The organism is Bordetella petrii (assembly GCF_000067205.1).
GTDB classification, from domain to species: Bacteria; Pseudomonadota; Gammaproteobacteria; order Burkholderiales; family Burkholderiaceae_B; genus Bordetella_A; species Bordetella_A petrii.
The window spans coordinates 202962-225420 of the sequence record NC_010170.1; the positions used below are offsets into that span (position 1 = coordinate 202962).

The 22459-nt window shown below is 59.7% G+C and carries 12 protein-coding genes; 5 read left to right on the forward strand and 7 right to left on the reverse strand.

Annotated elements, in window-relative coordinates; genetic code table 11:
- Window positions 1-9: 9 nt before the first annotated feature.
- The 6 genes from BPET_RS00945 to BPET_RS00970 all read right to left on the reverse strand — a co-directional run bounded on the left by BPET_RS00945 (window position 10) and on the right by BPET_RS00970 (window position 12754).
- Window positions 10-747, reverse strand: coding sequence for a lipid II flippase family protein (locus BPET_RS00945; protein ID WP_012247216.1), 738 nt, complete (start codon window positions 745-747; stop codon window positions 10-12).
- Window positions 708-2006: a glycosyltransferase gene (locus tag BPET_RS00950; RefSeq protein WP_012247217.1), complete on the reverse strand. Its 1299-nt coding sequence runs from the start codon at window positions 2004-2006 to the stop codon at window positions 708-710. The genes BPET_RS00945 and BPET_RS00950 overlap by 40 nt, the downstream gene beginning before the upstream one ends.
- Window positions 2007-2208: 202 nt before the next feature.
- Complete coding sequence (locus tag BPET_RS00955; protein ID WP_012247218.1) at window positions 2209-6498, reverse strand: autotransporter domain-containing protein; 4290 nt, start codon at window positions 6496-6498, stop codon at window positions 2209-2211.
- 54 nt (window positions 6499-6552) lie between these two features.
- On the reverse strand, window positions 6553-7596 hold the full coding sequence (locus tag BPET_RS00960; RefSeq protein ID WP_012247219.1) for a rod shape-determining protein: 1044 nt from the start codon (window positions 7594-7596) through the stop codon (window positions 6553-6555).
- Between the two features lie 13 nt (window positions 7597-7609).
- On the reverse strand, window positions 7610-8308 hold the full coding sequence (locus BPET_RS00965) for an SLATT domain-containing protein (RefSeq protein WP_158310062.1): 699 nt from the start codon (window positions 8306-8308) through the stop codon (window positions 7610-7612).
- Between the two features lie 210 nt (window positions 8309-8518).
- Complete coding sequence (locus BPET_RS00970) at window positions 8519-12754, reverse strand: autotransporter outer membrane beta-barrel domain-containing protein (RefSeq protein WP_151208925.1); 4236 nt, start codon at window positions 12752-12754, stop codon at window positions 8519-8521.
- A 116-nt stretch (window positions 12755-12870) separates the two neighbouring features.
- On the opposite strand from BPET_RS00970, the gene BPET_RS00980 reads away from it, so the two are divergent.
- The 3 genes from BPET_RS00980 to BPET_RS00995 all read left to right on the forward strand — a co-directional run bounded on the left by BPET_RS00980 (window position 12871) and on the right by BPET_RS00995 (window position 16352).
- Window positions 12871-14045, forward strand: a protein-coding gene (locus BPET_RS00980) for an IS3 family transposase (RefSeq protein WP_085970191.1) whose coding sequence is annotated in 2 segments (ribosomal slippage) — window positions 12871-13120 and window positions 13120-14045 — 1176 coding nt in all. Because the reading frame shifts where the segments join, the coding sequence is not laid out codon by codon here.
- Between the two features lie 269 nt (window positions 14046-14314).
- Complete coding sequence (locus BPET_RS25640; protein WP_158310063.1) at window positions 14315-15184, forward strand: winged helix-turn-helix domain-containing protein; 870 nt, start codon at window positions 14315-14317, stop codon at window positions 15182-15184.
- An 80-nt stretch (window positions 15185-15264) separates the two neighbouring features.
- Window positions 15265-16352, forward strand: a protein-coding gene (locus BPET_RS00995) for an IS3 family transposase (RefSeq protein ID WP_085970192.1) whose coding sequence is annotated in 2 segments (ribosomal slippage) — window positions 15265-15517 and window positions 15517-16352 — 1089 coding nt in all. Because the reading frame shifts where the segments join, the coding sequence is not laid out codon by codon here.
- A gap of 612 nt (window positions 16353-16964) precedes the next feature.
- On the opposite strand, the gene BPET_RS01000 is transcribed toward BPET_RS00995, so the two are convergent.
- A complete protein-coding gene (locus tag BPET_RS01000) occupies window positions 16965-17357 on the reverse strand; it encodes a helix-turn-helix domain-containing protein (protein WP_158310064.1) in 393 nt (130 codons plus the stop codon).
- 347 nt (window positions 17358-17704) lie between these two features.
- Between BPET_RS01000 and BPET_RS01010 the strand changes: the two genes are divergently transcribed.
- Window positions 17705-18792 (forward strand): IS3 family transposase gene (locus BPET_RS01010; RefSeq protein ID WP_085970193.1). Its coding sequence is split into 2 segments (ribosomal slippage): window positions 17705-17957 and window positions 17957-18792, totalling 1089 coding nucleotides; the frame shifts between segments, so codons are not numbered across the junction.
- 1767 nt (window positions 18793-20559) lie between these two features.
- On the forward strand, window positions 20560-20991 hold the full coding sequence (locus tag BPET_RS01020) for a hypothetical protein (protein WP_012247231.1): 432 nt from the start codon (window positions 20560-20562) through the stop codon (window positions 20989-20991).
- Window positions 20992-22459: the final 1468 nt, after the last annotated feature.

Consider the following 22459-nt stretch of genomic DNA (forward strand, 5'->3'; position numbering starts at 1 on the left):
GACTGAAAATCAGAAGAAAGCGGAGCAGATGACATAGAAGGTCGCGGGCGCGGCGATGCCGACGGCCAGTAGCCGGCCCAGCAGCATGCGCTGCACGGCGGCGTACACGCGGCCGGGGGCGTGGCTGTCGACAATGCGCGCGATGCGCGGTTCCAGGATGAAAGTCAGCAGCACCGTGGCGGCGCCATTGATGATGCCCGAAAGCTGCGAGATCGTGCTGCGATAGTCGTGGAACACCAGCGCGAAGTAATACGACAACAGCACGCCCAAGGCGTAGCAAAAGAACACGGCCGCGGCCAGGGGCATGATGCTGGCGGGGGCGTGATGCTGCCCGCGATCGAGTTCACCGCGCAGGTCGGCCAGCGTCAGGCGCGGGCGGCCTTCGTTACGGGTGATGAAGTTGGCCAGCAGTACGATCCAGCGCCGGCGCAGGCTGTACGCCAGCAGCGACAGGGCGGTGGCGCCGAACAGCGCGCCCAGTCCCATGTACAAGTAGTGCTGCCGGGGCAGGCTGCGGTCGATCAGGAAGCCCAGCATGGGCATCAGCGCCAGGTAGAAGAAGCGCGTGACGGTGGTGGTGGCGTTCTGGATGGCATAGCCCGTCACCGCCTTGCCGGCCAGGCTGCCGGCCACCCGCGCGTAGTAGCTCAGGAACTCGAGCAGGTGTATGGCGGAAAAGCTGGCGACCACCAGCAGCATCAGCAAGGTCATGGCGAGTGGGAACGCGTGCCGGAATGCGCCAAGCATAGCGTTTTTCTATAAGCCTCCAGCATGATGTCGAGGCTGTGGTCCCAGGTGTAGTGCTGCAGCACATGCTCGCGGCCGCGCGCGCTCATCTGCGCGCGCAACTCAGGGTTGAGTACCAGGTCGACGATGCGCGCGGCGGCAAAACCCGGGTCATCCACGGGCACGATGAACCCGGATTCATTGTCGGCCACCACTTCGGCCGGGCCGTCGGCATCGGACACCACCACCGGCACGCCACAGGACGAGGCCTCCAGGATGGCCACGCCGAAGCTGTCCTGGCGACTCAGCGCCACATAGATATCCAGGTTGGCCAGCGCTTCGGGCACCTTGGCATGCGGAATGAAGCCTGCGAATACCACGCGTTCGTCAAGCTGCAGGTCACAGGCCAGTTTCTTCAGTTTTTTCTTCTGGCTGCCCTTGCCGTAGATGCGCAGCTCCAGGCGGCGGGCAATCTCGGGGTGCGAGCGGTCTAGTTGCGATACTACGATCTGAAACGCGCGTAGCAGCGTATCAATGCCGTATTGAGGTTCCAGGCCTTTGATGGTGCCGACCACAATCGCTTGTCCGTCATCATGGGCTTGTCCGTCATCACGGTGTCGCGGACAGAATTGCGTGTGATCGATGCCAAACGGCGTGATTGTCACCGGCAAAGGTTCGATCGCCGCGATCCGTCTGGCCATGGCACGGCTGGTAGACGCCACCAAGGTGGCAAAGCGCAAATTGTCAGTCAACAGTCGGCGATGCAGCGCGCTTTTATGAGGGAATTTATAGATATCCGTGCCCCATGCCGAAAGCAGCAAAGGCTGGAACTTGGCCAAGCGAGCGAGCAGCCCATACCCGCTGGCGTAGTGGGCATTGAGCAGCTCGGGCTGGATCTCGGCCAGCAAGCGGCGCACGCGCTTGGCCGCCAACGCGTAGCCCAGCGGAGCACGGCAGCGCAGCCTGTGCAGGTGCACCTGCGGCGACAGCTCGCGCCCGGGGGCGTGCAGCGTCAGGACATGGACTTCGATACCACGCTCGGCCAGGCCATTGGCCCAGCGTACGGTATGGATACTGTTGGCGGCGCCGAGGAGTGCTACGCGGGTGGGAATGCGCAAAGTTCTCTGTACAACTCTGCACTGCTCCATCCCGTAAGTCCTGCGGTGATTCAGACCCAGACTTATGATTTGCTTAGAGGCCGCCACCGGGTATGTGCCCCTTAATTCTTCAATATTGGATATGGCCACTAGCTTCCTTCTTGGCAATTCGTTGCGGCCCATGCCGTGACTAAAGGACCTGCTGTAATGTGCTCCGCTTTTCTTGCAGTGTCCTAAATAGCGCCCAGTTTCTGGCGAATCTCGGGACCATCGGTCCGCTCAACCGCCTTCGCCATGGCATGTAATGGATGCACGCGTCCTCAGGCGCTAGGCCTGAGGACATTTCTCATGACGGAATGAGAATCCACTTGTACGTGGGGTTTGCTTAGAAACCTATGTTGAGATAAAGCGAACCGTTATTGTCCGTCTGGCCATCGCCGAACTGGCCGTTGTAGCTGACGCCCATGGTGGCGCGCTTGCCAAGCGCCACCCCCAGCCCCAGATTCACCGCGGCGGCATCCTTTGCAATCGGCGCTCCCGCCACACTGAACGAGCTGCCCGCGCCCGTGATGAAGGCGACAGTGCGCCGAGTGTCGACATCGCCATTGGCGTGGCGCCAACCCAGCCCCCCATTCAAATAGGCTTGCGTGCCAGCCAGCTCGAAGGAAGTCTTGCCGCGCACCCCGAGCGTGGTCGTGACCGTCGTATCAGTGCGGCTGTCGCCTCGCAATGCGGCGTCGCCGCCGGATTCGCTGAAACCGTCGGTGTGCTGATTCAGCCAGGCAACCCCCAGATAAGGCCCGATCTGCGAGTCCGGTCCCACCGAAAAGGCATATCCGAGTTCGGTGAACGCCTGGAAACTTTGGGCGTCATAATCCGCCTTCAACGTCTGGTTGCCACCGAGATTCACATTGCGGCGCGTGTCGATACTGTGGTGGGTGTATGCCGCTCCAGCCAGGAATTCCACTTTTCCATTGGACCGGGCCCAGCTCTTGCCACCGTACAGCGCGGCCGTGTAGCTATCGACATCCGCCTTGGAAGAGGCGCGGTCTTTGACCTTGGTGCTGCTGTCGGTGTAGCCCAGGGCGGCTCCGATACGCCATCCTTTGCCCACTTCGGCGTCTCCGCCCAGGAACAGGCCGCCCGAGGTGGTCCTGGCCTTGGCGGCATTGCCATCTGAGTCCAGCGAGAACTCGCCGCCCGTGACTTGCGCCCACAAGGGGTAAGTGCCCTGGGCGGAGCCGGCCCCGAGATTGGCCAGCAGCCTGTCGGACAGTGTCTGGCGCACCAAGTTGCCTGAATACAGCAAAGCCGACTGCGTGCTTGCGTGGATTTCGCCGGACAACTGGTTCAGGGCAGCTTGGCTATCGGTGGAAGTCAGCGCCGCATCCGCCGCCGAATTACGCCCCGCAACGGAAATCACGCCGTCCAGCGTATGGTTCTGGTTGGAGCTCAGGTTTTCCCGCTTGCCTGCGACCTTGGCCTGGTCGACCGACAGGCTGACTTTGACATCTTTGGCGGCGTACTTGACCGGGTCCAGGCTGACCAGCGTGTTGGCGAAACTGTCGTCCAGCCCCGCATCGGCAAATTGCCCGATGACCTCGCCATCGATCGTCTGGACGATGGTGTAGTCATGATTGACCAGGTATCCGCCGTTACCGTTTTCCTGCCTGACCGCCAGCGTCGTGCCCGCGAGGTCGACGTCGCCCGTTTGCGCAATCACCAGATCCGAGTTGCCTGCCGCGTTGATCTCGGCCACATAGGCGCTTCCGAAGTTCGAGATCGAGGCGTAGGTCTGCGTTCCTACTGAGTTTCCAGGGCTGATCGTGCCGCCCGAAGCATTCAGCGAGCCGTTGACGGTGAGGTTGCCGCCAAGCGTTGCGCCGCCGGTGACGTCCACATTGCCTTCGATCAGGATCGGCGCCGCCAGGCTGCCGCCTTTCAGGGTGGCATTGTTGTCCAGCCCGACGTTGCCGCTGATCCGGGAGGCCACATCGTCTCGCTGGCTGAACGCAAAGCTTGCATTGTTGCCGCTGAGGTTGCCACTGATGGTCGCGGCGTCGCTGAATGCAAGGGCCGACCCCGAGCCTCCGGCCAAGTCTTTATTGATCTGAGTGGGCCCGCCAAAGGCCACTGACGACGAGGCAAAGCTGGCGTTTTCTCCGATGGTTGCCGGTCCGGAGAAGGTCACGGTCGAGCCGGTGGCCTCGACGTTGCCCTCGATGGAAGCATTGCCGTTGAAGCTTGCCTGGCTGCCGCTCTCAACCGAGAAACCACCGCCGATGTCCGCGCCATTCTGGAAGACGATGGTGGAATCCTGGCCGCCCGTGACATTGCCCGCAATGGGCTCGCCTCCCACATTGATGATTTCGCCGCCGTCTTCCGCCGCAAGGTCATTGATTCCCCGGACAATGCCGATCCAGCTTGCGCCCTGGGCAACCGTGAAGTTGGTCTTGCCTCCGCCGTCGCGCAACCCGGAATCTTGATCCAGTCCGTCGAGGTCGACAACGTCGCCGCTTGAACTCGAACCCGCCGCGAGCGTCAGGTTGACGATGCCGTCCATCCCTTCCTGGCCGCGGTTGACTTGCAGCAGGGTGCCATTGTTCTGGGTCAGGTTCGAACCGCTGCCCACGGTAATGTTCTGGGTCTGGCCTGCAGCGTTCAGATTGGATACCAGAGATGCGCCGGCAGCCTCGACCCGTGTCGAAGCCAGGCTCACGCTGGCATTGTCATTCAAGACGATGCCATCGCCTTGCTCGGAGACCAGGGTCGAGTCGGTTGCGGTCAGGGTGCTGCCATAGTTGATTTCGGCCGCCACCGCCGCCTGGCCCTGGACAGTGATGGTCGAGCGCTCCAGGTTGATCACGCCATAGGTATTGTCCGTGTCCACGGTGGCGCCGGCCTTGGCGCCGGCGCTGTTCGCGCCGCGCGTCACGATACTGAGGTCCGAGGCATTGATGGTCCCGGCCGCGGCAGAGCCGGTGCCGCCCACGGCGACCAGGCCGTTTGCCGTTTCGTGCGGGCTGTTCGCATTGGGCTCGCCATTGACAGTGACGCTGCCGCCATTGAGATTGACGGTGCCGCCCTGGTAGGCCCACACGCCATCGCCCACCCCGCCGGAAGTGGTGATGTCGACGCCGTTGGCATCGACCGTCGAGCCGTTTCCGCTGGCATACAGGCCATAGGCCATGAATCCCTGGGTGGTGACGGAACCGCCGCCGAGTTCGATATGGCCGCCATTCGTGGCATAGGCGCCATACGCCCGCTGCCCCTTTGTGCTGATGACCACGCCGTCCTGGGCGGAAATGCTCGAGTTTGCGCCATCCGCGGACAAGGCATAGGCGCGCGAGCCGTCTCCATCCTGGGTGCCTTGCCCTGTTGCGTTGTCGGTCGAGATCGAGCCGCCCTTCAAGGTAATGGCGCCGCCGTTTTCGGCTCGCGCCCCGAAACCGTACAGCCCTTCGGTGTTCACGGTGACGTTTGTCGCGTCGATGGCCGAGCCAGGGTCTTTGGCATACATCCCGTAGGCATGGTTGCCGCCAGCCGACAGGGAATCCCCGTTCAGCACGATGGTTCCGCCGTCATGGGCATAAGCGCCATGCGACCCTTCGCCGGACGTCTGCACAGACGAGCCCGTGCTGTTCAGCGTGCTTCCGTACGACGACTCCAGGCCGGAGGATGCCGCGCCCCGGGTCTCGATGGAGGCATTGTCGATTTCAGCCGTACCGCTGGTTCGTTCTACCATGTCGGCCGCGACGACGCCGGCGGCACTGTCTCCGGTTGTCAGGATCTGCGTGCCGTCAACGTGTATCGTTCCCGCGCCGAGTTCCCCGCCATAGACGCGGACCGCGGCGGCGCCCGCCCCGCTGGTGGTGATAGAACCGCCCGTATAGTCAATGGCGGCGCCATTGAAGGATTCCAGGCCGAAGCTTCCGACGCCGTCGGTGACGATCTGGCTATTGCGGGCGGTTACGTGGGCGCCCTTGTTGGCGGACTGGATGCCCACGGAATAGTTTTCGCCATGCGTCGTTATCGAAACATCGTCAAGATCGATCTCGGTAGCCAGTTCTTCAGCTGCAGGTGTGCGATACGCAACAACGCCATGCCCAAAATGGTTGTTGGTGACGATTTCGACATCCGTCGCATTGATCGAGCCTCCATCGTTTGCCTGGATCCCGACGGTCCGTTTGCTGCCGGACGCGGTGACGGTTCCGCCATTGAGCGTGACGTTGCCGCCACCCGTTGCGCCGGCGCCCGCTGTGAACGCATGGGCATAATCGGCTCCGGGATTGGTCGAATGCGCGCTGATCGAGATGGTGGCATTGTTCAATGTCGCCGTCGCGCCATTTCCGCTGGCCGTGATGGTGCGGCCGTTGCTGCCACTGGGGCTGTCCAGATCGTTGCTCAGCTCGACATTGTCCAGGGCAAGCTGTCCGCCGGTGTTGACCAGGATGAGGTCGTAGGCGCTGCCGCTGACGCTGGCGCCATCACCGGTGAGTATGCCGCCGTTGTTGACCGTGATCGTGCTGTTGGACATATTCGAGTCACCCAGGTCGTAGGGCGTCTCGACCGTCAGGTTGATCGCCATCGTGTCCGACGCGTGGCCGAATGCCGCGAGCAAGGCCAGCGCCAAGACCGTGTGCTGCATTCTGTTGTTGCGTACATTCCTTTTCATAGCAAGTGTCCTCCGGCATTGAAAAACGAACATGGGCCAGTCTGAAAGTGGCCTTCAATCTCTGAGAAAAATTTCGCCAAGCCGCTCGAGCTGGTCCAGGGCTTGTCCACAACCCCTGACCACGCAGGTCAGGGATTCTTCGGCCACCACCACCGGCAGGCCGGTTTCTTCCTGGAGCAGGCGGTCCAGGTCGCGCAACAGCGCGCCGCCGCCGGTCAGGGCGATGCCCTTGTCGGTGATGTCGGCGCCCAGTTCGGGGGGCGTCTGTTCCAGCGCGATCTTGACGGCCGACACGATCTGGTTGAGCGGATCGGTGAGCGATTCCAGGATTTCGTTGGACGACACCGTGAAGCTGCGCGGCACGCCTTCGGCCAGGTTGCGCCCCTTGACTTCGATCTCGCGCACTTCGGACCCCGGGAACGCCGAGCCGATTTCTTTCTTGATGAGTTCGGCGGTGGGCTCGCCGATGAGCATGCCGTAATTCCGGCGGATATAGTTGACGATGGCCTCGTCGAACTTGTCGCCGCCGACCCTTACCGAGCCCTTGTACACCATGCCGCCCAGCGAGATCACGGCCACTTCGGTCGTGCCGCCGCCGATGTCGACCACCATCGAGCCGCTGGCGTCGGACACGGCCAGCCCTGCGCCGATGGCCGCCGCCATGGGTTCTTCGATCAGGTACACATGCGAGGCGCCCGCGCCCAGCGCAGACTCGCGGATGGCCCGGCGCTCGACCTGGGTGGAGCCGCAGGGTACGCACACGATGATGCGCGGACTGGGCGCCAGCATGTTGCGCGGATGGACCATGCGGATGAACTGCTTGAGCATCTGCTCGGTAACCGTGAAGTCGGCAATGACGCCGTCTTTCATGGGCCGGATGGCCTCGATGTTGCCGGGCACCCGGCCCAGCATCTGCTTGGCCTCGTGGCCAACGGCCTGGATGATTTTCTTGCCGTTGGGACCGCCTTCGTGGCGGATGGCGACCACCGATGGCTCGTCGAGCACGATGCCCTTGCCCCGGACGTAGATCAGCGTGTTGGCGGTGCCGAGGTCGATCGCCAGGTCCGTGGAGAAGTAGCTGCGCATGAAGCCTATCATCGGCTGCACCTGCTCAGGGCGCGGCCACGGATAGATGCAGAACACCTGGATAGAATGTCGTGAGGGTGAGCATGTCAGAAATGAATGCTACTTCCATCAGTATCAGAACCAGAGGGATGATGTAGTTCGACAGAGTGGATACCAACAGCAAGGCGCGAAGCAGCACGCGCTTGCCCGGCCACATGGGAAAATCCTCGTTCATTTCGACGCGCGCCAGCAGGTAGTCGGAACGCGAGTGGGATTCCTTGCCCGACGTCAGCGAGGCGTATTCGTGGTGATAGTCTTCGAGGCGGATGCTTGCGTTTGCCGCAAGGTACCGGGTCAGGCGGCGGCTGATCTCCTTCAGCGCATCTCCCTCCTGGTTGAGACGATCGGCCCGTATCTCAAATCCGGCCTTGCCCGCAATGACCGTGAATACGAGAATTCCCACAGCAAGCAGGACCTGCGCCATGGCCATGACCGAGGCGCTGAAACCCAGTTGTATAGGGGAGTTCTGCAGTAGGGGGATGATCATGAGCCCTACGGCGAACATCATGGACGTGAACAGCCGGAAGCGATAAGAGCGGCGCAATCGCACCGACGCGTTGTAGCGACACTTCTGGGATATGCGCATTCTGAGCAATAGCTTTTCGGCCTCCGTCCGGGGACGAGCCCCCTCTGGCAGGGGAACCATTTCGTCCATTGCGAGGGTCGAGTCCTGGTTGTCTTTCATGAGCTTCCGTTTGAGTATTCGCAGGATTGCCGAGCGTTTGGGGGCCGTCGGGCCTTCGAAGAATTCGGCCAAACCCGTGGCGCACGACGGCATGAGTCGTTCAGAAGTGCAAGAGCGAGCGAAGCGAGGAGAGAGCATCGTTACGCACGGTTTGAGCGGCGCTGGGCATGGCATTCGCCAACACCCAGCGCACATGGCAGGCCAGGTTTCCTAGAAGCGCACTTTCATGAAAAGCGATCCGGCATTGTCGGCATTGCCCGAGCCGAACTCGCCGTCATAGCTGAGGCCCATGGCGAAGTTGCTGTCCAGGCTGACTTCGCCGCTGAGGCCGACCAGGAGGCTGTTCTTGGCAATGGGCGCACCGGCTATCGAGAATGCACTGCCGGCCCCTTCGATGAACTGCATCGACCGGGTGGGGGAACGATCGCCGCCCGCATGGCGCCAACCGAGGTTGGTGCGTACGGTGAACGCATTGGTCTTGCCAGGGAAGACCAGTGCCGAGCGCAGGCCGAGGGTGTAGCTCGACAACTTGGCCGTGCTGGCGCTCGAGCTGAGTGCCGCATCGCCACCTGATTCGCTGAACCCGCTCATGCGCTGGTTGAACCAGCTGACATTCACGTAGGGCTCGACATGATGCGTCTCGCCCCAGGGAATGGCATAACCGAGGTCGCCAAAGAGCTGCCAGGTCGATCCGTGATAATCGGCGCTCAACTCTTGGCCCGCCCCGAGGCTAACATTGCGGTCGGTGTCGATATTGTGGCGGGTGTAACCGCCGCCCAACAGCAGGTTCAACTTGCCCGGCCCGAGGATCCAGCTATTGCCGCCGTACAGGGCGAAGGTATAGTTGTTGATGGTTCCATCGGAACTGCGGTCTTTGACGTTGAAGTCGCCGGTGCTGGCACCGCCGGCCGCGCCCAGGCGCCATCCGCCGCCGATACCCGCGTCCGCGCCCACCAGGAGCCGGGTCGTCGAATAATGGGCCGATGCGGTGTTGCCGTCGCCATCGTTGTTGATGCTTGCCGCGTTGAAGCGTACCCAGAGAGGGTAGCTGGCGGATTTGGGCTGGGCGCCCGCGGGCGTGCCGTCGCTTGCCGCCATCGGTTGGCCGGGCAGCAACGTTGCGCCAAGGTTGGCGCGCATCTGAGACTGCAGCGCGGCGTTGGTGGACAGCATGTCCGCGAACACCAGAGACCTGGCGGTTGCATGCACTTCACCCGAGAGCTGGTCGAACGCCTGCGCGGGGTCCGATGAGAAAAAGGCCTCATCAACCGTTGCGTTTGCGCCCGCCACCGAGGCCGCGCCAAAGCCGGTGGCGCGCTGATTGGAGGTGAAGTCCATCGTGCTCAAGGCTTGACGGTTGACGCCCATGCGAACGGCGACGGCGTTGTCCGAGTAGAGCGTGTCCATTGCGATCAGGGGATACGCGGTTCCCGTCCAATCGGCGCTGACAAACTCGCCCTGCACCCCGCCGGCCGCGGTCAAGACCGTGTAGTCCTGGTTCAGGCGGAAGCGGCCCGCGCCGTTCTCTTCCGAGACGACTAGGCTGCTATTGGCAATGTCGGCGGAGTCAGGGCCGGTGACCTCGACCAGGTCGGACTGGCCGGCTTCATTGATTTCGGCCTGGTAGACTGTGCCTGCCTGCCAATCGATGCCCGCGGTGCTGACGGTACCGACAGAATTGCCCGGCTTGACGATCCCGCCATTCTTGCTGGTCAGTTTTCCATCGATTTTCCAGTTGCCGCCCAAGGTGGCATCGTCGATGGTGACGTCGCCTTCCGCAAGAATGCGCTGCGCGGTGGTGCCGCCGCTGGTCACGGCCTTGTTGTCGATGGACAGATTGCCGATCGTGCTGCCACCCTCGAAGTTGATCTTCTGGTTTCCGCCTTCCGTGGTGACTTCACGTACGCCGATCATCTTGCCGTCATAGGTGGCCAGCGCACCCAGCTTGACGTAGGTGCCGCCGTTGCCGGAAAGAGGGACTGCCAGGTCGTCGACAATGTTTCCGGCCGTGACGGAGCCATCCTGCAGGTCGAGATTGACCTTGCTGCTGCCGCTGTCGCCGCTACGGTTGACCTGCAGCAAGGTGCCGTTGTTCTCAACGAGATTGGCGCCGTTGCCGACCGTGATGTTCTGAGTCTGGCCTCGCTGGCTGAGCGTGGAGACCAGGCTTGCGCCTGTGGCGCTTACCGTGCTTTCCTGAAGATAGACATTGGCACTGTTATCCAACTCGATGCCGGCCGAGTTTTCGCCGGTGGCTGCCAGTGTGGTGCCGTTGATATAAAGTTCAGAGACACTGCGATGGTAGCGGGACACCTCGGACTGCACCCGGGCCGCCGCGGTCTGTTCACCCGACACTTGTACCGTACTGTCAACCAGGGCGACTTTCCCGCCGTCCTGAACCACGACGCCATGGCTACCCTGGCCAGCGGTGTTCACCGCCGACTTCGCCACAAGGATCTCGCTGCGTTTGCCGTCGGCTTTCACGGCAGCAGCTTCAGCGCCGGTTGTCGAAACCGTCGAGCCGATCACGGCGATTCGTGACGATGTGGCGTGCCAGTCCCTGCCGCGCTTGCCGTCTTGTTCCGGCTGTTGTGCCAGCACGGCCGTGGCGTTCGTTCCCGAAGTGCCGATCTTCGTCCCCGCGATCAGCATGTCCCCGCTGGTTGCCTGGGCTGCCACGCTGTTGTCGCCCAGGGCCGTCACGTCGCCGCCGATCAAGATGACGGTGGCGCCGGTGTCGGACGCCACGCCCACAGCGGGCTCTGAATAAGCCCGGCCAACGGGTACGATTTCAGTGCCAGCGGTGATGCTGCTGCCGACGCTGACGACAGAGGCGTCTTTGCCTTCGGCCCGCAGGCCTACCGCCCGTGCGTTCAAGCTGGAGTCGATCAGGTAGGCCCGGCCAGCGTCGCGCACCTCGACGGCGACACCGTCCTGGCCATCGGCCGTCAGATTCGTGCCGATCGTGGCGGCGACGCTATCGCGACCGCTTACGGACAATGCAACGCCACGCGCGTCGGTGGCCGTGACGGTTCCGCCGACCGTTCCCGCCTGGCCGCCCTTGGTGATGTCGAGGCCTTTGCCCCCGCCCTGGATATCGCTGCCGACCAGGATGGCGCGGGCATCGCGGCTTACCCGCATGCCGGTGGAATCGTCTCCCGTGGCGCGGATATCCGTGCCTGCGGCAAAGACCAACGAACCACTGCCACCGACCGATACGCCGGTTGCCTGGTCACCCTTGGCCTGAATGCTTCCACCCACCAGTAGCGCTTTTGCCTGGTCTTCTACGCGAAGGCCGAGCGCGGGTTCCCGGCTTTGACGATAGCGAGCTTCGGATTCGGCATCGATATCCACATCCAGCCCGATCAATTGGCTGCCCTTGCCTTGGACCTGAACCCCAAGCCCATCGGCCACAATCGTCGAGCCTGCAATCAGCGCGTCGGCGCCGTCTTCGATCAGCACGGCCTGGCCGCTCCGGCCACTGCTTTGCAGCCGGGAGCCGATAACGATCGCCTGGCTGTCCTTGTCGTCGACGTGAAGCGCGATGCCGCGATCGCCGCTGGCGGATACTTTGCTGCCTACGATAACCGCGCGGCCGCCATCATCGATGGCCACGCCCCTTCCATCTTTGCCCTTCGACTCGACATCGCCGCGGCTCAGCAGCAGCGTGCCGCCGTCTTCCACATCCACACCATGGGAGTTTTCGCCTTTGGTCGAAATCTTGAGGGAATCGCCAACGACCAGCGAGCGTTCGCCGGAAACGCTTATGCCATCTGCGGAACGTCCGCTGGTCTGGATGCTGGACTTGCTGACGACGGCAATGCCACCATGCTTCACGCTCACCCCGTCGGCATCCCGGCCGCGTGTCAAAATGCGCGACCTGTCGACGCTGGCCGAAGCGCCGCGGCCGTAGACTTTCACACCATCGGAATCCCGGCCTTCGCTCGCGATCTCGGTGCCGCGCAGAAAGACCTGTCCGCCATCGAGCGCCTGGACCACGTCGCTGCCGGTGCCGCGCGTGCGCAGTTCCGTGCCATCGGCATAGATTTTCCCGCCTTGCTGGCTTGCCCGCAGAGCAGGGGAATTGTTGTTGTGGGTCGTGACCTTGCCGTCTTCGAGCTTTACCACGCTATCGTGGCCGCGATGGCCGTGCTGATGGCTTCCCGTTGCGCTGACTGCCGGGCCCTGTTCCTTGTCGTGCAAACGGGACGCGCGGCTGGCCTCGATGTTGGCGTCCTTCAGCTTGATTTCGCCCCCGCTGTTGGCGTTGACCAATTCGCCGGCCTGGCCCTTCACGTTGTTTTTTCGCCCACTGATCTCACCGCCGCGCTTGGCCTCCAGGTACTCATAGGAGCGGCCATGGCGAAGGTTTACATCCTCCCTGTTGCTGGCTACAACTTTCCTTGATACGGAGTCGGCATGGGCTGTCGGGAAGGCGATCAGCAATGCGGCTGCCAAGGCTGATATGGCGAATACGGGTGTGGCTCTTGGTACGTTGAGCTTGCCCGCAAAAAATGGATCCCTTGCTGAGTGTGTAAAACTCACGCAAGGAGGGAGGAAAGATGGGTAATCCGAGAGCTCGATATACGCAGGAATTCATGCTGGAAGCCGTGCGCATGGTCCGCGGCGGCCAGAGCATGGCGGCGGTGGCGAAGATACTGGGCATCAGCCCGAAGACGCTGCACAACTGGGTGAAGGCCGATGCCGCTGGGAAGCTGAACGGCGCAGGCAAACAGGTTTCTCCAGAACAGATGGAGATTGCCCGGCTGCGCGCGGAGTTGGCACGCGTGAAGATGGAGCGCGACATATTGGGAAAAGCCACGGCGTACTTTGCGAAGGTGTCGGCATGAAGTACGCCTGGATCGAGCTTCACAGCCGACAATGGCCGGTGTCCCTGAGCTGCCAGGTGCTGGGTGTCAGCCCCAGCGGTTACCACGCGCGCAAGGTGCGGGATGTCGATACTGACCGACCGCGCCGACGCATCAGCAACGACGCTCTGCTGGTGCACATCAAGGCCGTGCACGCTGAATCCAAAGGCGAGTACGGCTGGCCGCGCGTGTGGAAGCAACTGCTGGTCCAGGGCATTCGCGTCAGCAAGGATCGTGTCCAGCGGCTCATGAAGCTGCACGGCATCAAGGCGAAGACCAAACGCCGGTTCAAGGTCACGACCGACAGCAAACACAGCCTGCCGGTCGCACCGGACCTGCTGCAACGAGACTTCTCTCCCGCGCGTCCCGACCAGGTCTGGACTACGGACATCACGTACATCTGGACGGACGAGGGTTGGCTGTTTCTGACCGTCATTCTCGACCTGTTCAGCCGTCAGGTGGTGGGCTGGTCGATGCAGCCGCACATGCGCACGGAGCTGGTGTCTGATGCGCTGCGTATGGCGTGGTTTCGCCGCCGTCCGCAAGCGGGCCTGATCCTCCACAGTGACCGTGGCAGCCAGTATTGCAGTCATGACTTCCAGGACCTGCTCAAGGGCTACGGCATGCGCAGTTCGATGAGCCGTCGAGGCAATTGCTGGGACAACGCACCGACCGAGAGCCTGTGGGGATCGCTCAAGCGTGCACGCATCCTCGGCCAGCGCTTTGCAACGCGTCGCGAAGCGATGGACGAGGTAATCGACTGGTTGAGCTTCTACAATCATTCGCGCTTGCACTCGACGTTGGGCTACGTCAGCCCGATGCAATTCGAGCGGGACTGGTACGCCGCCCAGAACCAACGGGTGGCATAATCTCGCTCAGTTAAGGGATCCGAAATTCGCGGGCAACGTCACGTTAAGGCCTGACATCAAGTGCTCCTGTGCGTGCGCAGCAATTTTTAACTTAGCAAATGTGTTTAATCGTCAGCCGAAATCCAGACAAATAAATATTTTTATCTTATTTATCAGCGAGTTATGCAAACTCTCTTGTCGCAACTGGTTTCGGTATGCTTAAATTATAAACACGATTGTGTTTAACAGGAGAGAGTGTTGCGATGGAGCCACGCGCCGTGGAGAGTGATATGAGCACAGCCCGCGAAGGATGCTCCTCGATGGACACCTCAGTGCAAAAGAGGTCGAAGAATCTATGCCCTGGAGGAGACAGCCTGGTCAACACTGAGGCGCTTGCACGTTCAGTTTTGCAGCCTGCAGATCTCAAAGTCGTGTATCTGACGCTTAGTTCGGACAGTACCGCTCGACATTCAGACGACCTTCGAGCTTTTGGGTTTGAGGTTTCTGTTTATTCCAGCGTAGCTGCTATGCGCTCTGCCATTTCTGTTCACGCGCCTGCCATTGTTGCGCTTGAGGCAGAGCCGACCACAGTTCATCTCGCTGTTGCTCAACTACGGCTTGTGCTTCGCCGCGCCAGCATAGTCGTGGTCTCACGTTTTCCGGATCGGTTGTCGCGCGTTGGGGCAATGCTGTCTGGGGCGGACGCTTGTGTTGACGCTATGCCTGACTCTCTTGAGCTAATGGCGGCACTCTTGGCCTCCAAGCGCCGCCTGCAAATCGAAGAGGAGCTTCAGAGCGGTGTTTCCTCCCTTATTAACGCATCAGCCAAGCCAGATGCCCCTGAAGGGAAATCAGACGTTACAGTCGAATTTGGCCCAAACGCGCAGTGGCATTTAGCCGAGAACGGCTGGATCCTGGTGGCGCCAAACGGTACCAGGATAGATCTGAATCATTCGGAGCGGAAGATCATGACCTGGCTTCTCAGCAACCCAAAGCAGCCATTGACACGCGTCAGCCAAGGTGCGTCATATGACTTGCATAACGGCAGAATTACTCGGCGTCTTGATGTGGCGATTAGCAGACTGAGAAGGAAGGCCACGGCCCATTCGCTCCGCCTGCCCATACGCAGCATTAGAGGCGAGGGTTACGTTTTCGAGTAAAACCCGGAGGAACGGGGGTAATCCCCCCGCAAAAGCGTTGAGGTCAGAAGTAGAATTTTCTCGTTGAGGAGTTCTACAGCATGAAGAAGTCACGATTCACGGACAGCCAGATCATCGAAGCCATCAAACGGGTGGAAGCCGGCCTTGCGGTACCCGAACTGTGCCGGGAGCTGGGCATCAGCTCGGCGACGTTCTACAAGTGGCGATCGAAGTACGGTGGCATGGACGTGTCGCTGATGGCACGGATGAAGGAGCTGGAAGCCGAGAACGCGCGCCTGCGCAAGATGTACGTCGAGGAGAAGCTCAAGGCCGAGATCGTGACGGAGGCGCTCGAAAAAAAGTGGTGAGGCCATCTCGCCGCCGCGAGATGGCCCGACGTGCCGTGCAAGATCACGGCGTATCAATCCGGATGGCTTGCGAGGCGTTCAGCATTAGCCAGACCTGCTATCGGTACATCGCCAAGACCGACGCCGAGAACGAGGAGATCGCAAACTGGCTGCTTCGCCTGACGGACAACCACCGCAATTGGGGCTTTGGGTTGTGCTTTCTGTACCTGCGTAATGTCCGCGGCTTGCGGTGGAACCACAAGCGCGTGTACCGGATCTACCGCGAGCTCGAGTTGAACTTGCGGATCAAACCGCGCAAACGGCTGGTTCGGCAGGCGCCCGAGCCGTTGACGGTACCTACCCAGGTCAACCAGGTGTGGTCGATGGACTTCATGCACGACCAACTTGCCGACGGACGTAGCATCCGAGTGCTGAACGTGATCTACGACTTTAACCGCGAGGCGCTGGGCATCGAGGTCGACTTCTCGTTGCCTTCAGAGCGTGTGATTCGCACGCTCAAGCAGATCATTGGCTGGCGAGGAAAACCCTCGGCGATTCGTTGCGACAACGGTCCGGAGTACCTGAGTGCGGCCATTGTGCAGTGGGCAAGCACATGGGGCATCAAGCTCGAATATATTCAACCGGGCCGACCCCAGCAGAACGCCTACGTCGAGCGATTCAACCGGACCGTTCGCTACGAATGGCTGTCCCAATATCATTGGGACGATCTGGATCACGTTCAGCGTGTCGCTACGCAGTGGATGTGGTCCTACAATCACGAGCGCCCGAACATGGCACTGGGCGGATTTACCCCGAAACAGCGGCTCGCCATGGCCGCATAGCGTTCCTACTTCTGGCAAACGCTAAAAATGGGGGGATTACCCGGGCAGCAACGCTTATTTCAGTCCGTAACTTGTTCCGAATGTCTTGTGCAAAGCTGGTCTGCCAAGACTTCTATTTTAGTGTTCAACAAGGTCATAGATTCAATGCATAGCGAGATTAGGTCGTCGGTATGGATGTGATCAATTAGTTTCACTTCATCGCTTCCGTCTTCGGTTAGCGCATGATCACGTAACACGTGCAGTAATGAAGCCACTCCGCATGCGAGAGTGCGTGAAGACTCGAGTGCGGACAATAAAGGTGTCGCGTCCACTTCGCGTCGGCGAGCGGCCTCGTATATTGTCTTATCAAACCGTCGGCCAAAAAAATATGATGAATGCTTCGAAAGTTCCATTTTGATTCATGAGAAAGTGAGCTGCGTGACGTTGTATGAGTCATTCAGTGCTAGTAGCGTTTTGACTCAGCTACTTCTGAATTTACGCGCGCCCCACTCGTGAAACCGGCTAGAACAGTTTGAAGTAGGACTGTAGGCGCTGGGAGCGATGCTATCCGAAAACTCGTAAAAAATAAACACGTTTGTGATTATTTTTTACGATTAGATAGGGTAGATGCCTTTACTTTTGTGCAAGGCACGACCGAACAAACGCTGCGACCATGGTCCCGAGCATGCGCTTCTCAGCCAACGAAAGCGCCATGAACTCGTCGAAGCCCACCTCATGGAAAGGCCATCCCGCTGCCAGCCCCTTTTGCTGCCGTGCTTTAGGCATGTAAGACAAAGACTTCTTGGAGGGCCCATCCTTGGCCTCCTTGCCTTGCCTTAGCCATTCTGGCGTTACATCGAGCGCCTGCGCCAGCTTGATAAGAGCCGCACTTGTAGGTTCTGTGCGCTGCCCACTTTCATAGTTACCAATAGCGCTCTGCGTTAGCCCGCTTACTGACGCCAGCTCTTTTTGCGTCCAGCCAAAGCGCAATCTGGCACCACGCACTCGTTGGCCAAATGTTTCCATTCTTCTTATAGTTCCCATCCATTGTGCATCGGAAGTTTTGCAATGCTACCAATGAATCGTTTGCATATTTTTTGAACCATACTCAACCAGATCGATTAGCCGCCTGCGGCTGAAAGCATATCCTATATGTTTCACAAAAAAATGCAAATAAGTAAACATACGTAACGCGCTAGGGCGCGAGCACGGCTTCCAAGGTGACTCCAATCTAGAGATGAAGTCGCAGGCATGACCTTAGCTCCTAGGCGCGACAGCGATAGACCGACCATTCAACATCTGTGGAGATCCGGTAATCCCCACAAAACTGGCGCGGTCAGAAGTAGAATTTTCTCATTGAGGAGTTCTACAGCATGAAGCGATCGAGATTCACGGACAGCCAGATCATGGACGCACTGAAGCGGGCCGAGGCTGGCTTGGCAGTGCCGGAATTGTGTCGAGAGTTGGGTATCAGCTCGGCGACGTTCTACAAGTGGCGTTCGAAGTACGGCGGCATGGACATGTCGATGATGGCGCGCATGAAGGGACTAGAGGCCGAGAACGCCCGGCTGCGCAAGATGTACGTCGAAGAGAAGCTCAAGGCCGAGATCGTGACGGAGACGCTTGAAAAAAAGTGGTGAGGCCATCTCGCCGCCGCGAGATGGCCGAGCGTGCCGTGCAGACGCGCGGTGTATCGATTCGGCTGGCCTGCCAGGCGTTTAGCGTGAGCCAAACGTGTTATCGCTATGTGGCCAAGACTGATGCCGAGAACGAGCAGATAGCCGACTGGCTGCTGCGGCTGACGGATAACCATCGAAACTGGGGTTTCGGACTGTGTTTCCTGTACCTGCGCAACGTCAGAGGCTTCACGTGGAATCACAAGCGCGTGTACCGGATCTACCGCGAACTCGAGTTGAACTTGCGAATCAAGCCACGCAAAAGGCTGGTTCGGCAGTCGCCTGAGCCGCTGACCGTGCCAGCCGCCGCTAACGAGGTCTGGTCGATGGATTTCATGCATGACCAACTCGCCGACGGTCGCAGCATCCGGGGCCTGAACGTGATCGACGACTTCAATCGCGAAGCGCTGGGTATCGAAGTGGACTTCTCGTTGCCCTCCGAGCGTGTGATCCGTGCGCTCAAGCAGATCATCGGCTGGCGAGGCAAGCCCATGGCAATACGTTGTGATAATGGCCCGGAATATCTGAGTTCGGCAATCGTCGAGTGGGCAGCCAAGTGGGGCATCAAGCTCGAGTATATCCAGCCGGGCAAGCCGCAGCAGAATGCGTATGTCGAGCGGTTCAACCGTACGGTACGTTATGAATGGCTGTCTCAGTATCACTGGGACGACTTGGACCATGTGCAGCGCGTCGCCACCGAGTGGATGTGGACCTACAATCACGAGCGCCCGAATATGGCCCTGGGCGGCTTTACCTCTAAGCAGCAGTTGGCCATGACCGCATAGCAGTCCTACTTCTGCGCGCCGCTAAAAATGGGTGGATTACCATCCCACCCTTGCCTCCGATGACTCATAAAGACATCCTGTGTGTCTTCTGGCGAGACGTTACTCTCCTTGCGGAACGGCCAGAATCCTCAAAAGGAACGTGAATAGCGAGTTCTTGAGCAACTCACGGGATGTCGTGCGCGTCCACGATGAGTCGAACTGCCGCGCAGCAGACTCCTGCGGCTGCACTAGCTATCGCTGCAATACGCGTTCGGCATCCCGTCCATAGCGAGTCGCTATTATCTCGAGTGGTACACGAGCTTGCGCTGGGCGCTTGTCATCTTTTTCGGTTCGCGGGCATTCAACATGCGAGAAACAGAGCATGCTCCCGCACCGAGATCGCCGCCATGTTGTCAGATCTAGGCCTAAGCTGCAGTACTGATTTCAATCTCGCTTGCCTCTTCTCATATGCTAGGGCCTGAATAATGACGTCGCACCTGTCAGAACGTAAGCGGTTGAGGGCAGCTCGACCCGAAAGCCTGTAAATCGGGCTTTCGGTGGGAATTTCTTCCTCTAGCGGGAGTTCCAAGCTTGGCGAATTGAGGACCCATGATGATAGCCAATGTAAAGGGCCGCCGCTGTAGTCTCGAGATTGTTTTCGAGGCTTTGCTTTAGCAACTGGGGCATCCCTTCCTCAGCAATGTCATAAAAACCAGCACTCAAACCCTGCATATAAGCTTCCAGGACGAAGTCCGCCTGCCAGCAGCCGGCAGGGAGAGCGCGGATGATGCGGGAGGCTTGACTTGCGCACTCTGCCGCCTGCAACTCGGGCGACCAACCGCCACTCGCTGCAATGCGAGAAAGATCGTGCAGCAACCGATGCCTGACTCTAGCGGTTCTTAGGACGCGGAACATACGTACGACACAAGCAATCACTTTCAATCTGAACGGAACTAAGGTTGATGCTGCATTGTGACGATGCAGAAAATGCGGCTGTCAGGTCTGCCGTACACGGTGGCAAGGTGAGGGGCATGCCACCGTGTACGGTTCCCTGTGGGGTACGCATCTACAAATACACACGCGTGTTTATATTTAAACACATTCGTAGTGTTTTGTGGGGCTTCCAGGGATTGGATCTAGTCGATCACGCATTGTTCGAGGAGCGTATCGAGCAGCTTTGAAGCTGTGTAGCCCCACTCGCCGCATTGCGATGCAGGTCGAGCGTGGCCCTGCCACTATCAACTGGGGTCGCTAGGGATGATCGCGTTTGACGGTGGTTTGACCTGCTCCCCTAAGGTCGCGCTCGGCGTACTGGTTGAGGCTCTCGTGGCCTACGGTTTTTCTGAGCAGCTATTTGATCTTGCAGATCCCGAGCTAGATCTTGAGGGGCAAGCAAGAGACGCCGCCCGTCGGCCGATGCGCGGGCGAAAGTAGATCAGAGCATAGGCACTGCAAGGCAGTGGATGCCATTGCGTCCGTGACGGTGCCCCCGACAGGTCGACGGGATTGGTCATAACGCAACACCTTAGAGGGGTGTATCAGGAGGCGCCAGGGACTTGCTGACTTTTTTGACGGAGTGACCAAGCGTACTGCCGTTCAGAGTGGGGCGTGCATCCAACTCCGCTGCGTGATTCGGTTATGGCAGTGAGCCATGATCCATGCCGCTTGCCAGCGTTGGAAAAGTAGAATGTGGAGTTGCGAAGGTACATGGTCGGGGCGGCAAGTCGCGGGCAAGGGCCGATTTGCGAGGACCAAGTGAGCGAGCCTCTATAAGGGAGAGAGGGAGAAATGAAGAAGACCGCGGCCGCACTGATTGCCTCTATTGCCCTCGTAGGGTCTGCGGGGGCGACTGATGATGATGAGGCATTCAGGATACCGGCATCCGTTGGGAGGCTAATCCTTGCCTGCACACCGAATCCGATTGCAAACACGCCGGGTGCAGAGTGTTATGCGCTGATTGCGTTGGGAATCCAGGCCGGTGGGGGCATGGCGCGCCTGCACACATTGGATGGCATGGAGGGACTGACAAGCGCACAAAGAGAGCGGCTCAGCCACTTTGACGTCCGTCGGGGCTGTGCCGAGCGTGCAGACTACGCCACGATTGCCCGCGTTGCCTTGAAACGGATCAAGAGAATGGGCTACGACGACTCAGAGATCGCCCTGACAGCCCTTTACCGCGCGTTCCAGGAAGGCCCCATCTGTGGCGGAACCAAGGAATAGAACTCCTAGCTCGTAGAGAGGGCGTTAATGAAGAACGTCGCCGCTGCTGTGGTCGCTTTAGCCCCCCCTCATGGGGTCTGCGGGTGCCACCGAACAGGTCTCTTTCAACAAAGTGAACGACTACGTCAGGATGTGCGACCGTCCGTTGGCTGAGGGATGAGCGAAGCGTGCGTCGTCTACCGGGAAATGGCCACACAGGGGTCGATGATGGCGCTGCTCCACGAGTTCAATGCCGAAAAGGACGGTCTCGATCCTAACTCAATATCGCGTCGCATGCTGCGACGTTACTCCACGCCATTTTCGTGCCCCGACGGGGGCGACGCCAGCTACGGTGAAGTGCGAAAAGTGATGATTAAACGGATCAAAGCAAGGGGATACTCCGAGGAACACTTGGCGCTGCCCCGCATGATGGAGGCCCTTTCGAAGCTCCGATCTGCAAGGGCGCAACCAAATAACCAACCTGAAAGAGAGAGGTAGAGATGAGGAAGACCGTCGCCCTGATCGCTTCGTTTGCCCTTTCTGACAGGCGTACTGCTTATCATGCGTCGACAGAGTTTTGTTTAAAACAAAAACGGGAACACATCTGAAATGGATAGTTCGACAGAGTTCGAAGCACGTTTTAAAAACCCACCTCCGAACGCCGAGTTCGACGGACTTTATTCTTGATTTTCAGTTTGAAGAGTGAGAATAAAGTCTGTCGGAGGATAATAAAGTCAGTCGACGAAAATTGCGGCTAACTTCTCCTATTTCCTGCAAAATTACGGTAATGTCGGTTTTGTGCGGTTTGGTCACCAGTTGCGGATGGCAGTCTCGCTCGCGTGTCGCGTTCTATAGATTTTGGCTCAGTCCTGTAGCGGCCAGTGGAAATAGGAGATCGCATTTCGGCCTCATCACGTCATGTCCCGACGCTTCAGAAAAGTCGCTCGGGTTGAGTTCAGAAATCGAACTTTGGGCCCGAGCGCTCTCTCGTATCAGACGGACGTAACGCTCAATCCGGTTGCGGCGAGCACTGGCACGGCCTGGAGAGGTAGCCGAACTCGCTTCGGATCGTGCGAAAAGTAGCCGTTGCCGCTTCTCTAGAAGACGGGGTGCAATGCGCCGCCGCAGCTGTGGCCATACGCGGCGAATTGCAGTCACTGCGTGGGTGGGACATTGCAAGTCGTTGCGATAGGCGCCTTAAGCTTAGACGACGGATCTTCGCGTGTATCCGGACGTGGCCTTCGACTTCGGCCGCATTCGACCCAAAGCTGCGGGCGTAGCTCCGTCAGCCCCTTGAGCCAGCGGCTGCTGCAGATCAACGCCTGCCAGTTCCACTATTAGTGGCCACGTTCCAAAACCGCCGCTTGTCGCCTACGACAGTTCGCTGGTAGTCCGATTCTCAGCCAACTCGATGTGGAGGATGAGAGTTCGCGCCGCTGCCGATGCATCTGGTGTCGCCGAGCATTGACGCCTAGCAGTCCGCGGTGTC